Below are 13,964 nucleotides of genomic sequence, written 5' to 3'. Positions count from 1 at the left end.
TCATTCATCCTGTCGGAAGTGGGTTACCTGGTGGAGGCTGATCCGGCTGACACTCCGGGTGCTCTCTCCGTTCGAGCCGGCCGGGTCTCCACACCCGCGACGCTGGCCGAGGACATCAGGCGGATGCTTGCAGACCTACGTGGCGCTGCGGACAGCTCCGAGGAGTCTGGCCTGTCGCCGTGAGTGGAACAATCCGCACGTGGATCCGCAGGCCAGTTCCTCACCTCCCGCGGCTGACGTGCTGCGTGCCCGGTACGCGCGCCGTTTGCCGAGCTCGCTCAAGGATCTGGCCGGTCCCGTGCACGGTCGCATCGAGTTGCCACTGCATGTCGAGTGGTCGGGTCTGCGCGCCTACGACCTCGACCGGCCCCGGCAGCGCATGAGCCTTTACCGCACCGTTCTGACAGAAGAACAGCGCGACGACCTCATAGCCTTCCTCAGTCCTTGCCTCCGCGCCGGTCACCCGACTCGAACACCGCGAAGGCCGCAACTAGAGCCGCTGGTACCACCTGCTGCGCGTTCCATGCCGTCACGGCGACCACGCTCACCGTGTCCAGGTCGGCATCACCACCACCCCCGACGACCGCGGCGTCTGGGACGCCTCAACTGGCAAGCGGCGACCAAGCGACATCGAGCGCGGCTTCCATCGGGCCGAGTACCTTCAGCAGAACCCCGAAGCCACGCTCGCCCACCAGCTCATCTACCCCCACCGCAGTGACGCGGAGTCCGTCCGCAACCAGCTCGATCAGAGCCTGTGGAACATCCGTATGATCTCCTACGGCCTCGGCCGGCAGAAGGTCTTCATCCTGGGCTTCGCCCTCTCCCGGAGCGCCACCAGCCACCGCGTCCATCTCGAACGGCATGCCCACGTGAGGACCAATTCTTGGTGTCCCGCGTCGACTGACAATAACGGGAACTCTCCCGCAGGCCCGCGGCCGCAGCCCTATACCTGCTGCCGCCGCTGATGTCCATTTCGTACTCCCGGGCGGCCACCCGCCGCCCCTGTCCATCGTCGCCCCGGACCACGACGCGATGGCCGAGCGGGCGGTCGTCCCCCTGGTCCGGCGGATGGAGCGGACCGGGCGCAGGGCGGAATCGGAGGAATTCATCAGCAGTTTCTCCATGGTGGGCCCGGGGGCCGACGGGCGGCTCGGCCTGGCCAACCGCCTGTCCGCGGACGTGACCGTGCGCCGGAGCGGCTCGCGCGGTCCTGCGGCGGCATGGGGACGGGTCGGTGCTTGTTCATGCCGCGGCTCTCAGTCCGGATGCCGCCCGGCGCGACGCTCGGGCAACTGCTCGTCCTGTGACCCCGCGAGATCCGGTTCCGGGGACGGCAGGAGCCGGGAGGGGTCCACGGTGAACCCCACGGCCGCCCCGCCGCCGGATCGTGATCGCGCGAACACGGTGCCGTCGTGCATCTCCGCCACCTCGCGGACGATGGCCAGGCCGAGCCCGGACCCGGGCACGCCGTGGGCGGTGTCGGCCCGGTAGAACCGGTCGAACACCCGCTCCGCGTCCTCCACGGCGATGCCCGGTCCCCGGTCGGAAACGGTGATCGTGCCGCGACGGATGTGCACCTCGATGGGATCCTCGCCGTCACCATCGAACTTGGCAGCGTTCTCCAGCAGGTTGCTCACGGCCCGTTCCAGTGCCTGGCGGCGGCCGCGGACCAAGCAGTCGTCGGAGTCGAGCAGGACGATCCGGCCGGTGCGCCGGTGCAGCCGCCGTGCGGCCCGGCCGGCCACCTCGGTCAGTTCCACGGGCTGTTCGGCGTCGTCGCGGCTCCGGGAGAGGGCCAGCTCGACCAGCTCGCCGACCAGGTGACCGAGCTCGCGCGTCTCGTCCTCGACGTCGTCGAGGAGCCGGTCATGGTCGTCCGGGGAGAGCTCGGTGGCGTAGCGCAGCACGCCCGCGTTGGTGGTCAGGCTGGTCAGCGGGGTGCGGACTTCGTGGGCGGCGTCCTGCACCAGCCTCTCCCGCACAGCCCGGGAGGCGGCGAGCCGGCGGATCATTGTGTTGAACGACGCTGAGAGCCGGGCGACTTCGTCGCGCCCGTCCACCGGTACCTCGCGGTCGACGTGGCCGTCGGCACTGATCTCCTCGGCGGCTCCGGCCAGCCGCACCAGAGGCCGGGTGATACGCCGCGCGAGCAGCCAGCCCGCGCCCGCCGCGGCACACATGACCGCGAGAGCGGCTCCCGCGATCTCCATGGCCATACCGCCCAGCACGCCGAGTGTCGGGTCGAGCGGGATGGCCGCCTGCAGGGCCCCTTGGCCCTCGCCCAGGGCAATGGTGAGCTGGCAGTAGGTGGCACCGCCCACGTCGATCATGGTGGTCTCCTCCTGTCCGGGCGCGCCGGAGGCGGCGAGGGCGCGTCCGGTGTCGGACACCGTCAACTCCATGTCCGGGCCGCCGAGATGGGTGACCGTACCGTCGGGAGCCACAGCCTGCACGATCGCCGGCTGCTCCCCGTCGCCGCCCGTGCCGGGGTTGCCGTCCGAGCGCCGCGTGACCGCGTCTGGGCGGGCATGCGCCGTGTTCCGATCCTCGGCCACGGCCAGTGCGACCATTCGGACCGTCCGGTTGGCCCCGTCGACGACGCGGTCGGAGGCGGCGCGGAAGCTCAGCACAGCGATGAGGACCGCCACCAGGGCTCCGACGGCGGTGAAGGCGAGGGTGAAACGCAGACGCAGGCTCATGGCCGCCGCACTCCGTAACCCACGGCACGCACCGTGTGGATCAGGTCGGGCGCGCCGACGTCGGCGAGCTTGCGCCGCAGATAGCTGATGTAGCACGCCAGATTGTTCGTGTGCGTCCCGCAGTGGTAGCCCCATATTCGGTGCGAGATCGTCGAATGGGCCAGCACGATCCCCTCGTTGCGCACCATCAGCTCCAGCAGGTCGAACTCGGTCTTCAACAGCTGCAGTTCCTTCTCCGCCCACCAGGCCCGGCGGGCGTCCGGGTCCATGTGCAGGGAGGCGATGCGCAGGCTGGCCGGTTTGTCCCCCTGAGCACGCAGTGGAAGCGCGGCCCGGCGTTGCAGCGCACGCAGGCGAGCGAGCAGTTCGGGGACCTGGAAGGGTTTGGGCAGATAGTCGTCGGCGCCCGCGTCCAGCCCGGCAACCCGGTCCGACGTGGCGCCGCGCGCGGTGAGCATCAACACCGGGGTCACATCACCGTCGGCGCGCAACACTCGGCACACCGCCACGCCGTCGACGTACGGCATCATCACGTCGATCACCAGGGCGTCGAACGACTCCCGACGGGCTCGGGTCAGCGTCTCCACCCCGTCAGCGGCGGTGACGACCTCATATCCCTGCAGCTTCAGTGCCCGTGCGAGGGACTCGCGGACAGCACGATCGTCATCGGCGATGAGGACACGGTTCGGCACCCCCACATGATGGCGCAAAACCGCTGGTCGTCCAGCAGCCGTTACCCCAGGAAACCAGTTTCCCTCGCGCCACTCCGAACGCATTCGCCCCTGCCCGGCAGGGACCCGGACTTTGCCCAATTCACAAGCGGCTCCCATGGAAGTCCCATACGGCTCACCCACGATGGGAGCCCCTGCACGCACCACTCCAGGAGTCCCATGTCCACCCATTCCCCCACCGCCTCTTCCCCGACGGCTTTGCCCGCACACGGGTCACTGCCGCGCGGAGGAAGGCGAAGACGGGCACTCGTTCGCGGCATGGCCCTCGCCACCTGCATCGGCCTCGGCGTCGCCGGCTGCGGCTCCGAGGACTCCTCGTCCACGTCGTCCGAGGCATCTTCGAGCCAGAGTTCCTCCACGACGTCGAGCACGGGCGCCGGGAAGGCGAACACCGCCGAGGTCGTTGCCGCCGCCAACGCGTTCCTCAAGACGCTCTCCGACGACGAGAAGGACACCGCCCTCTACGACTTCGACGACGAGGCCAAGGCCAAGGGCTGGTCGAACTTCCCGATCTCGCTCGCCGCGCGCAACGGCATCGAGTTCGCCGACCTCGACGACGACCAGAAGGCCGCGGCGCTGAAGGTCATGGAGGCCGCCCTCAGCGAGCAGGGTTACAAGGAGCTGGAGGATATCCGCATAGCGGACGAGTACCTCAGCGAAGTGGGGTCCTCGGGCAGCGGGGGCGGCCCCGGCGGGGGCGACGACTACGGCGCGGACAAGTACTACCTGGCCCTCTTCGGGGAGCCCAGCGAGACCGAGCAGTTCACGGTCCAGTTCAACGGCCACCACGCGGGGTACAACATCACCTACTACAAGGACGACGTCAGCCTCTCGCCCACGCTGACCGCCATCGAGCCGTCGAAGTTCGAGACGGACGGCACGTCGTACGCCCCGCTCCAGGACAAGCGGGACACCACCATCGCGGCCATCGGATCGCTCAGCGACAGCGAACTGGAGAAGGCCGAGATCGACGGCAGCTTCGACGACCTGCTGCTCGGCCCCGGCAACGACGGCCCCTTCCCCGACCCCGAAGGCGTCGTGGTCGGCGACCTCAGCAAGAAGCAGCAGGACAAGGTCACCGCGATGATCCGCACGTGGGTCGACGACCTGGACGAGGAGGCCGCCGAGGCGCTCATCGCCAAGTACGTCTCCGAGTACGACGAGACGTATCTGGGCTGGAGCGGCGCGACGACCATCGACAACAAGGAGACGTACGTACGGGTCGACGGCCCGTCGGTCTGGATCGAGTTCTCCAACCAGGGCGGCATCGTGGTCGACGGAGTGCACCAGCACACGATCTTCCGCGACCAGACCGCCGACTACGGATGGAGCTGAGGGTTCCACGGTGCGCCGTCTCCTGCCCGCACGTCCGTCGGCAGCTCGTCTGCTGCCGACGTTCCTGCTCGCGGCCCTCATACTGGTCGGCGGCCTCGTGTCGCCGGCCGGCGCCCATCCGATGAGCACCTCGGCCGTCCTCCTCGATGTCCGCGACGACCGGGTCGAGGGGGAGGTGCAGCTGCCCGTCGACCGCTTGGCCGTCTCCGTGGACCGGGACCTCACCCGGGAGACCGTGCTCGGTGCCGAGCGGGCGTTCCTCAAGCGGTACACAGCCGAGCACATCACGGCCGTCGGCGAAGACGACCGGCCCTGGACCGTCAGGCTCGGCACCGGTTCAGTCCGCACGATCGACGAGGTGGCGCACCTCGTCTATCCCCTCGAACTCCGCCCGCCCGGCGGCCGGGTCACCACCTTCGACCTGGCCTACGACGTCATCGTCGAGGAACTGCTCACCCACAAGGTCATCGCCACCGTCCGCTACGACTTCGACCGCGGCATTCTCAAGACCGACGACGCCGAGACCGTCGGAGTCTTCGACTTCGACACCAAGAGCCTGAAGGTCCCCGCAGGCGAAGGCTCTTGGATCCGAGGCTTCGCCACCACCGCCGGCCTGGGTATCGAGCACGTCGGCGAGGGCGCAGATCACCTGCTGTTCCTCCTCATGCTGCTCATCCCGGCCCCGCTGGTGGCCGCAGAGGGCCGATGGCGCTCGGCCCCTTCATCGCGTCGCAGTATCGTCCGGGTCGTCCACGTCGTCACCGCGTTCGCCATCGGCCACTCGCTCACCCTGGTCCTGGCGGCCACCGGGGTGATCAACCTGCTGACCCGCCCGGTCGAGACCCTGATCGCCTTCTCGATCGCCGTGTCCGCTGTGCACGCTCTACGCCCCCTGGTGGCCCGCGGAGAGATCCTCATCGCCGCCGGTTTCGGTCTCGTCCACGGCCTGGCGTTCGCCTCCCTCATCGGCGACCTCGGCCTCGACCGCGGCTCGCTCGTGACCACCTTGCTGGGCTTCAACCTGGGCATCGAACTGACCCAACTGCTCGTCATCGCCCTGATGATGCCCTCCCTGATCGTCCTGGCCCGCACCGCCTTCTACCCTGCCTTCCGCATCGGGGTTGCCCTCCTCGGCCTGCTGTTCTCCGTCTCCTGGATGCTCGAGCGCGCCACCCTCACATCGACCGACCCCTTCGAGGGCATCCAGACGTGGCTGGTCGACCACCCGCTGCTCGTCGCCGTGACGGTCGCGGCGCTGGCCGTCGTCGCCCGGCGCACTGCGCCACAGACGCCGTCCGACGGCGACGGAACGCTTCGATCCGGAGCCCACTGACAGCGTTCATGCCTGCCCAGCCGCTGCGGCAGCCGTGCCCAGGGGACATGCCCTACATGACCCTGGCCTACCTGGCCGCACCCATACCTCCACGGTGCGACTGGGCTCTCTGGTCACTGGGGTGACGTACCGTCACCCCGGGCTCCTCGCCTAGATCGCCGCTACGCTCGACGTGCTGTCCGGCGGCCGGGTAACCCTGGGCATCGGCGCGGCCTGGTACAACCGCGAGCACCGCGGCCTGGGCGCGGCGCGTGGGCCGACCGCCCGGGGCGGCAGACCCAAGCGCCGTCCTACGGCTGGCCGAGTCCCGCCTGGACGGGCGCGAGCCCACGGACAGCGACTGGGAGGCCGGTTTCGCCGGGTACGCCGCCTGCAGATCCGCCACCCCGCCGACCGCGGGGACACCCGCATCGCCCTCACCCTGCCCGACCGCCCATCCCCTCTCGTCGACCTGCGCCGCGGTTTCGCCGGGCAGACCGCGATCGGACTGGGGCTGCCGCCGATACCGGCCTTTGTCCTGCCCTGCCCCCGGGCCGCGGCCGGCGGCGCCGTGCGCGACTTCCTCGCCGAGCACCTCCATGTCATCGCCGTCCCCGCCTTCGACGACGCCATCGCCTGCGCACGCTCACCTCCCTGCGCGACCTCGACCTCGCCGCGCCCGGCGGCCTGGCCGTCAGCGGCTTCGCCGACACCGAGTACAGCGAACTGAGCACGCGCGTACTGACCACCGTCCACATCGACGCCGAGGTGCATGGGCGGCTGGCCGCCCAAAGGGTGCTCGGCCTGGAGGCCGCTGACCCGCCCGCCCTCCCGGGCGGGTGATCGTCCGCGACTCGGCCTGACGGCCGCGCCGGTGTGGTCCGGGGCTTCGATCACCGTCGGGCGGGCGGATGAGGCATATGGCGCACCCCACCATGCGTGACTGACGCAAGTTCTGCGTCAGCGCAGGACAGATGGCGGTTTTCCACGGTCCTGCAGCGAATACTTGGTCACCGAACACTTGGGGACGGAAATTAACAGAGCCGGTACGGGCGCCTTCCGCAGGGACGGGACGGCGCCCCGCGCGAGCCCCGGGACCACGTACTCCCCCCTCGGGTCCCGGGGCTCGCCGCGACAGACAGGCATGGGGCCAGGAACGCCCGCCTCAGCACCGGGCCTTGGAGCAGGACATGACCGTGGACCCGCGAGCACGCGACGTTCCCAACCCACTCGACCTCCGACTGCCGGCGGGCGGATTTATTCCTTTCCGTCAAACCGAGCATTGCGCTGACCAGGTTTTCCATGCTTCGTCAAGGCGCTGAAAGTGGGTGAAGCATCACCTGCCGCACGGGTACCAACGAAGCTGCGTGGCGGAATAGAATGAATCGCCGCGATCAACTCGACACCAGTCATAATGCCGAGCTCTTCCTTTTGGATATCTCGACCAAATTGCGCACCAATGAAAGGAGGGGATGATGCAGATGACCGCTGTGCGTGGAATACCGGTGGATATTCCCACGCAGGACGGCAGTGCGGACGCCTACCTGGCGCATCCGGACGGCACCGGCCCGTTCCCCGCTGTCCTGCTCTACATGGACGCCTTCGGGCTGCGCCCGCACCTGAAGGAGATGGCCGACCGTCTGGCCTCGGCCGGGTACACCGTCTTGGTACCCAACGTCTTCTACCGCCACGGACGGGCGCCGGTGATCGACCTGCCCGACTTCGTCGATCCGGCCGCACGCCCGGAGCTCTTCCAGCAGATCGGACCGATCATCCAGTCCCTGACGCCGGAGGCGGCTATGCGGGACGCCAACGCCTACCTGCACTGGCTGGCCGAATGCCCGATGACCAGGGGCGGGCCGGTCGGCGTCACCGGCTACTGCATGGGCGCCGGCCTGGCGTTGCGCACGGCCGGCAGCTACCCGGACCGAGTGGCCGCCGCAGCCGGCTTCCACGGCGCGAACCTCGCCTCCACCGCGCCGGACAGCCCGCACCTGCTCGCCGACCGCATCACCGCGGAGCTGTACTTCGGCCATGCCGACCAGGACCGCGCACTGCCGCCCGAGCAGATCGAGCGCCTGAACAAGGCCCTGGCCGAGGCGGGCGTACGCCACCGCTGCGAGGTGTACGCGGGGGCGCATCACGGATTCACGCAGGCCGATACCGCCGCCTACGACCAGGAAACCGCGGAACGCCACTGGGCGGCACTGCTGGACCTTCTCTCGCGCACACTCTGACCTGCTGAACCAAAAGAAGCGCTGCACGCGACAAAACCGGTCCGACCCTCACCGGCGGAATGCCGGTGTACAATTCTGTAGCGCACGAATTCTGTAGCACACGAAATTGCATCCCGGTTGGTAGTCCGGGGCGCAGGCCACTGGCGATTACGCCTGGCTGCGTCAATCGTCCTCTCCCTGGGAGAGGCCCGGTGTGCTCCCGAGTACGAGAACTATTTGCACTGGGAGTACTTTTGTCTGGGATGCGTATTGTCATCGTCGGCGGCGGGCTTGCCGGGATGACGCTGGCCCACTACCTGAACCGGCACGGCCTGGACGTGGCCGTCTACGAGCGCGACACGAGCATTGGCGCCCGCGAGGCCGGCTACCGGATCCACATCAACTCCACCGGCACCTCCGCCCTCTACGCGGCCCTGGAGCCGGAGCTGTGGGAGCTGTTCCTGGCGACCTCCGGCATGCCCAACGACGACATGCTGCTGTTCGACGAGCAGCTCAACCCCCGCCCGGGCCGGGACAAGTCCGCCACCGAAGGCATCGGCGTGCCCACCGACATCCCGGAGCACCTGGTGGTGTGCCGCTCGACACTGCGTCGGATCCTCCACCTCGGCCTGGAAAAGGCCGTCCACTTCGGCGCCAAGGCCACCGAGTATCGCTCCAACCCGGACAACACCGTCACCGTGCTCCTCGACACCGGGGAAACGGTCGAGGCCGACGTGCTGATCGCCGCGGACGGCATCAACTCCGCCCTGCGGGCCCAGAGGCTGCCGCAGGTGAAGGTCGCCGACCTTGCCGCGCGCCATATAGCCGCGAAGGTCCCGATCACCGAGGAGACGAAGGCCAAGCTGCCGACGCAGCTGTTCAACACCTTCTCGCTGGCCTACGACTCCGACTACACCGGGCTCACCCTGGGCCCGCTGGAGCGCAGCAATCCCGACTCGCCGCTGGTCAAGGAACAGGACCAGGACTTCCAGGACGAAGCCACCAAGAACTACGCGCTGAGCATCTTCAACTCCCGCGTCGAACTCATGAGGCCCGACGCCGAGTTGTTCGCCGCCACGCCTGAGCAGCTGAAGGCATACGCGCTGGAGCGCGTGGCCTCCTGGCATCCCGCCCTGGTGGAGACCGTCCGGCTGTGGGACGTCACCACGGTGCAGCCACTGACCCTGCGCAGCTGCGTGCCGGTGACCGCTTGGGAGCCCTCGAACGTGACCGTCATGGGCGACTCCATCCACGCCATGAGCCCGGCGCTGGGCATCGGCGCCAACACCGCGCTGCGCGACGCGCACGTCCTCGGCGGTGAACTGCTCGTCGTCGCGCGGGGCGACAAGGCGCTCCTGGACGGCATCGGCGCCTACGAAGAAGCCATGCGCGGCTACGGCTACCAGGCTCTCCGGATGTCCGCGGCCGTTGGCGAGAAGGTGATCGGTCACCTCCCGCTGCCCGAGTAGGCGCGCACGTCAGCGTCCACGAACCCGGGGTGTCCCGGCTCCGGCCACAGCCGGGGCCGGGACACCCGGCGTCCGTGTCCCGGACTTCTCCTCCCCGCAGCCGCCCCGCCACGACCACACCGCCCTTCAGCCACGCCAGGCGGAGAACATGTCGCCCCCCTGGCCTTTGTCACCGGCGCCTCGTCCGGCGTCGGCGCCACCTACGCCCGACTCCTCGCCACCGAGTGCGATTTCACCCGTCGCCCGGCGCGTCGACCGGTTGAACCACCTGGCCGACGGACTACGCGAGGCCGACACGGCCGTCGAGGTCCCACCCCGCCGGCCTCGGCCTACGCTCCGACCTGGCCACTGTCACCGACCGCCTCGCCACCGGCGACGTCCGGTTGCTGATCAGCAATGCCGGGGCCGGCGGCTACGCCAAGCTCGCAAACGTCGATCCCGCCCGCCCCGGGGCCACTCGCGCCCCGGAGCCCACAGAAAACACAAATATATGACAGGAAGATTGACGAGCACATGACCTGGCTCTACGGTCTGATCGATTTTCCGAACTCCGTTCGAAATACCGGCCACTTCGGGTGCCCCCGCACGCCACCCTGGAGCACAAGATGAGCGAAAACCCCCATCTGTCCCGTCGCGCTCTCCTCGGCATGACCGCCGCCGTCCCCCTCGCCCTGACGCTCGGCACGGGCACCGCCCACGCCGCCGACTCGGCGTACGCGATGGTCTACTTCACCGAGTCGACCAACCTCGGCGACGGCACCGACTACGGCCTGCACCTGGCCGTCAGCCCCGACGGACTGAACTGGACGCCGCTCAACCAGAACAACCCCCTGGTCACCCCCACCGCCGGCGCACTGGGCCTGCGCGACCCGTTCCTCATGCGCAAGCAGGACGGCACCTTCGTGGTGCTCGCCACCGACCTCAAGGGCACCGACTGGAGCTACAACAGCCAGTACATCCACGTCTGGGACTCCGCCGACCTGCGCACCTTCACCGGCTACCGGCGCCTGAAGCTGCACGACATGACGACCCACAGCTGGGCACCGGAGGCGTTCTGGGACGCCGGCCGAGGCCAGTACGCGGTCATCTACTCGTCCGTGAACGACAGCGGCCACAACGTCATCATGGTCAACTACACCAGCGACTTCGTCACAGCCTCCGACCCGCAGGTGTTCTTCGACCCCGGCTACGACGTCATCGACGGCGACATGGCGGTCGGCGTGAACGGTTACAACTACCTCTACTTCAAGAAGAACCAGACGCTGGTGAGCGCCAGGTCCACCTCCCTGGACCCGGGCAGCTTCACCGAATACAGCGCCGGGGTGGCGCACGGCGGCACCGAGGCCCCGACGCTGGTCAAATCCCTCACGTCCGGCAACTGGTGGCTGTGGGGCGACACCTACACGCCCAACGGTGTCTTCTACGCGTGGCAGTCGAGCAGCCTGGCCTCCGGCACCTGGACCGCGCTGGACCAGAAGACCTACACGCAGCCGGTCAACTCCAAGCACTGCGGCATCACGACGATCACCACGACCGAGTACGACAACCTGCTCGCCAAGTGGGGCTCACCGGCTTGGAACCGGCTCAAGTCCTACAACTACCCGGCCCGTTACATCCGCCACTCCAACTACGTGGGCCGGATCGACGTGTACCCGATCGAACCGTACAAGGACTCCCTGTGGACCCTGGTCCCCGGGCTCGCCGACAGCTCCGGGGTCTCCTTCCGGTCGGTCAACTACCCGACCCGCTATCTGCGGCACTACAACTACGCGCTCCAGCTGGACGCGAACGACGGCACCTCGACGTTCGCCGCGGACGCGACCTTCTACCGCACGGCGGGCCTGGCGGACGCGAGCTGGGCGTCCTTCCGCTCGTACAACAACCCCACCAGCTACATCCGCCACTCGGACTACGTCCTGCGCATCGACCCCATCTCCACGACCACGGACCGGCAGGACGCGACCTTCCGGGTCGGGTACTGACCATGAAAGGCCTTCCCATGCCGTACAGCTCCGCACGTGGCTGGGCCAGACGCGTCACCGCGCGCGTCCTCGCCCTCGCACTCGCCCTGGCCGGCCTGACGGCCCTGGCCGACCACGATTCGTCGGCACCGCTGTCCGCCGAGCCGACCGCCGTCAGCACCAGCCAGATCGATGTCACTCCGCCGCCGATGGGCTGGGCGTCCTGGAACAGCTTCGCCAGCAGCATCGACCACACCGTCATCAAGCAGCAGGCCGACGCCCTGGTCTCCTCCGGCATGGCGGACGCCGGCTACAAGTACGTCAACCTCGACGACGGCTGGTGGCAGGGCGACCGCAACGCCGACGGCTCCATCGCCGTCGACGAGAACCTGTGGCCCGGCGGCATGAAGGCCATCGCCGACTACATCCACAGCAAGGGCCTCAAGGCCGGCATCTACACCGACGCCGGCAAGAACGGCTGCGGCTACTACTACCCCACCACCCGCCCCGCCGCCCCCAACACCGGCATGGAGGGCCACTACCAGCAGGACCTGGAGACCTTCCAGCGCTGGGGCTTCGACTACGTCAAGATCGACTGGTGCGGCGGCCGCGTGGAGGGCCTGGACCAGGAGACGACCTACAAGGCCATCACCGCCGCCAACGAGGCCGCGACCGCCATCACCGGGCACAAGCTCGTCCTGTCCTTCTGCGAGTGGGGCACCGGACTGCCCTGGAACTGGGCCACCGGATACGGCGACCTGTGGCGCACCAGCACCGATGTCATCTTCTGGGGCCAGACCCCGACCACCGGCATGATGCTCGCCAACTTCGACAAGGGGCTGCACCCGGCCGCCCAGCACACCGGGTACTACAACGACCCCGACATGCTGATGGTCGGGATGAGCGGCCTGAGTGACGCTCAGAACCGGCTGCACATGGGCCTGTGGGCCATCTCCGGCGCCCCGCTGCTGGCCGGCAACAACGTGGCCACGATGAGCACCGCCACCCGCGACATCCTCACCAACTCCGAGGTCATCGCCATCGACCAGGACCCACGCGGGCTACAGGGCGTCAAGGTCGCCGAGGACACCCGGAACCTGCAGGTGTACGGCAAGGTGCTCTCAGGCACCGGTAAGCGCGCGGTGCTCCTGCTCAACCGCACCGGCTCCGCCGCGAACATCACCGTCCGCTGGACCGACCTCGGCCTGACCACCGCCTCCGCCACCGTCCGCAACGTGTGGACCGGCACCAACGCCGGCTCCCACGCCACGAGTTACTCCACCACCGTCCCGGCGAACTACGCCGTCCTGCTCACCGTCTCCGGCACCGAGGCGTCCGGGTCGACCTACGAGGACACCACCACGGCGACCACACCCACGTTCAGTGCCGTCACGACCGGCGCGGCGGGCACCAAGCTGGTGGACATCACCTACGCCAACGGTGGCAGCACGGCCCGTAAGGCGACCATCAAGGTCAACGGCCAGTACAGCTACGTCGTCGCCTTCCCGCCGACCGGCTCAGCCACGACCTATCGCACGGTGTCCGTACTGGCGCACCTGGCCAAGGGCACCAACACCGTGCGCTTCGCGACGGTCTCCGGCAGCACCGCGCCCAACATCGACGCGATCCGTGTCCAGGGCATCCCCGGCACCAACGGCGTGGCCTTCGTCGGCGCCGCCTCGAACCGCTGCGCCGGCCTGGAGAAGAACACCATCGCCAACGCCTCTCAGGCCATCCTGTGGGACTGCTTCGGCGGGCGGAACGAGACCTTCACGCAGACCTCACGGGGCGAGCTCGTCGTCTACGGCAACAAGTGCCTGGACGCCGACAACAACGGCACCACCGACGGCACCAAGGTCATCATCTGGGACTGCAACAACGGCACCAACCAGAAGTGGACCGTCAACGCCAACGGAACCGTCACCAACAACCTCTCCGGCCTCTGCCTGGACGCCTCCGAAGCGGCAACCGCCAACGGCACCAAGCTGATCCTGTGGACCTGCAACGGCCAGACGAACCAGCAGTGGACCCTCAACTGACCTCACCTGTGCTGCCACACCGCCCGTCGCCGACCCGGCCGTCGAACCGGTCCCGGCGACGGGCGGTGTCGCCTGCCGGGCAGCCGCACCGCAGGAAATCAGTGGGCGGACAGACCGGGCCAGACGGCCGAGGCGTAGTCGCGGTCGGGGTCGGGCAGGCGGATCGGGCGGACGGGAACGGTGCGGGTACGGCACTCCGACA

10 protein-coding genes and 1 pseudogene are annotated in these 13,964 nt (G+C 68.7%); 7 read left to right on the top strand and 4 right to left on the bottom strand.

The genetic code is table 11. From position 1 onward, the window contains the following. Positions 1 to 220: 220 nt before the first annotated feature. The 4 genes from QQY66_RS50195 to QQY66_RS01670 form a co-directional block, all read right to left on the bottom strand. Entirely contained in the window at positions 221 to 463 is a 243-nt protein-coding gene (locus QQY66_RS50195; RefSeq protein ID WP_367666956.1) for a hypothetical protein, read from the bottom strand. Positions 464 to 602: 139 nt separating this feature from the next. Continuing rightward, on the bottom strand, positions 603 to 869 hold the full coding sequence (locus QQY66_RS01680; RefSeq protein ID WP_301987755.1) for a hypothetical protein: 267 nt from the start codon (positions 867 to 869) through the stop codon (positions 603 to 605). A 387-nt stretch (positions 870 to 1,256) separates the two neighbouring features. After that, a complete protein-coding gene (locus QQY66_RS01675; RefSeq protein ID WP_301977228.1) occupies positions 1,257 to 2,699 on the bottom strand; it encodes a HAMP domain-containing sensor histidine kinase in 1,443 nt (480 codons plus the stop codon). Then, entirely contained in the window at positions 2,696 to 3,391 is a 696-nt protein-coding gene (locus QQY66_RS01670) for a response regulator transcription factor (RefSeq protein ID WP_301977226.1), read from the bottom strand. Before QQY66_RS01670 ends, QQY66_RS01675 begins: the two co-directional genes overlap by 4 nt. Before the next feature lie 297 nt (positions 3,392 to 3,688). On the opposite strand from QQY66_RS01670, the gene QQY66_RS01665 reads away from it, so the two are divergent. The 7 genes and pseudogenes from QQY66_RS01665 (at position 3,689) to QQY66_RS01635 (ending at position 13,762) form a co-directional block, all read left to right on the top strand. Further along, positions 3,689 to 4,765 carry a DUF3500 domain-containing protein gene (locus QQY66_RS01665; RefSeq protein ID WP_301977225.1) on the top strand — a complete coding sequence of 359 codons (1,077 nt, stop codon included), beginning with the start codon at positions 3,689 to 3,691 and terminating at the stop codon, positions 4,763 to 4,765. Positions 4,766 to 4,775: 10 nt separating this feature from the next. Then, positions 4,776 to 6,098 carry a HupE/UreJ family protein gene (locus QQY66_RS01660; protein WP_301977224.1) on the top strand — a complete coding sequence of 441 codons (1,323 nt, stop codon included), beginning with the start codon at positions 4,776 to 4,778 and terminating at the stop codon, positions 6,096 to 6,098. A 47-nt stretch (positions 6,099 to 6,145) separates the two neighbouring features. Further along, positions 6,146 to 6,342 (top strand): annotated as a pseudogene (locus tag QQY66_RS01655) (LLM class flavin-dependent oxidoreductase); the annotation flags it as partial. A 1,216-nt stretch (positions 6,343 to 7,558) separates the two neighbouring features. Then, positions 7,559 to 8,314: a dienelactone hydrolase family protein gene (locus tag QQY66_RS01650; protein WP_301977223.1), complete on the top strand. Its 756-nt coding sequence runs from the start codon at positions 7,559 to 7,561 to the stop codon at positions 8,312 to 8,314. Between the two features lie 242 nt (positions 8,315 to 8,556). Beyond that, positions 8,557 to 9,762 carry an NAD(P)/FAD-dependent oxidoreductase gene (locus QQY66_RS01645; protein WP_301977222.1) on the top strand — a complete coding sequence of 402 codons (1,206 nt, stop codon included), beginning with the start codon at positions 8,557 to 8,559 and terminating at the stop codon, positions 9,760 to 9,762. Between the two features lie 605 nt (positions 9,763 to 10,367). Then, positions 10,368 to 11,744 (top strand): glycoside hydrolase family 43 protein, encoded by a 1,377-nt coding sequence (locus QQY66_RS01640; RefSeq protein WP_301977221.1) that lies wholly within the window; start codon positions 10,368 to 10,370, stop codon positions 11,742 to 11,744. Between the two features lie 17 nt (positions 11,745 to 11,761). Continuing rightward, the gene (locus tag QQY66_RS01635; RefSeq protein ID WP_301987104.1) at positions 11,762 to 13,762 is read left to right on the top strand and encodes a ricin-type beta-trefoil lectin domain protein; all 2,001 of its coding nucleotides are present in this window, start codon (positions 11,762 to 11,764) and stop codon (positions 13,760 to 13,762) included. Positions 13,763 to 13,964 lie beyond the last annotated feature (202 nt).

Origin of the sequence: Streptomyces sp. DG2A-72 (assembly GCF_030499575.1) — a bacterium.
Lineage (GTDB): Bacteria > Actinomycetota > Actinomycetes > Streptomycetales > Streptomycetaceae > Streptomyces.
The sequence above is the reverse complement of the archived record's forward strand: the minus strand, read 5'-3'. Positions and strand labels throughout refer to the sequence as shown.

Bases quoted from the DNA above. Each gene is read 5' to 3' on its own strand.
- QQY66_RS01665 (WP_301977225.1), top strand. From the start codon at position 3,689: ATGGCCCTCGCCACCTGCATCGGCCTCGGCGTCGCCGGCTGCGGCTCC.
- QQY66_RS01645 (WP_301977222.1), top strand. From the start codon at position 8,557: ATGCGTATTGTCATCGTCGGCGGCGGGCTTGCCGGGATGACGCTGGCC.
- QQY66_RS01640 (WP_301977221.1), top strand. From the start codon at position 10,368: ATGAGCGAAAACCCCCATCTGTCCCGTCGCGCTCTCCTCGGCATGACC.
- QQY66_RS01675 (WP_301977228.1), bottom strand. From the start codon at position 2,699: ATGAGCCTGCGTCTGCGTTTCACCCTCGCCTTCACCGCCGTCGGAGCC.
- QQY66_RS01635 (WP_301987104.1), top strand. From the start codon at position 11,762: ATGCCGTACAGCTCCGCACGTGGCTGGGCCAGACGCGTCACCGCGCGC.
- QQY66_RS01650 (WP_301977223.1), top strand. From the start codon at position 7,559: ATGACCGCTGTGCGTGGAATACCGGTGGATATTCCCACGCAGGACGGC.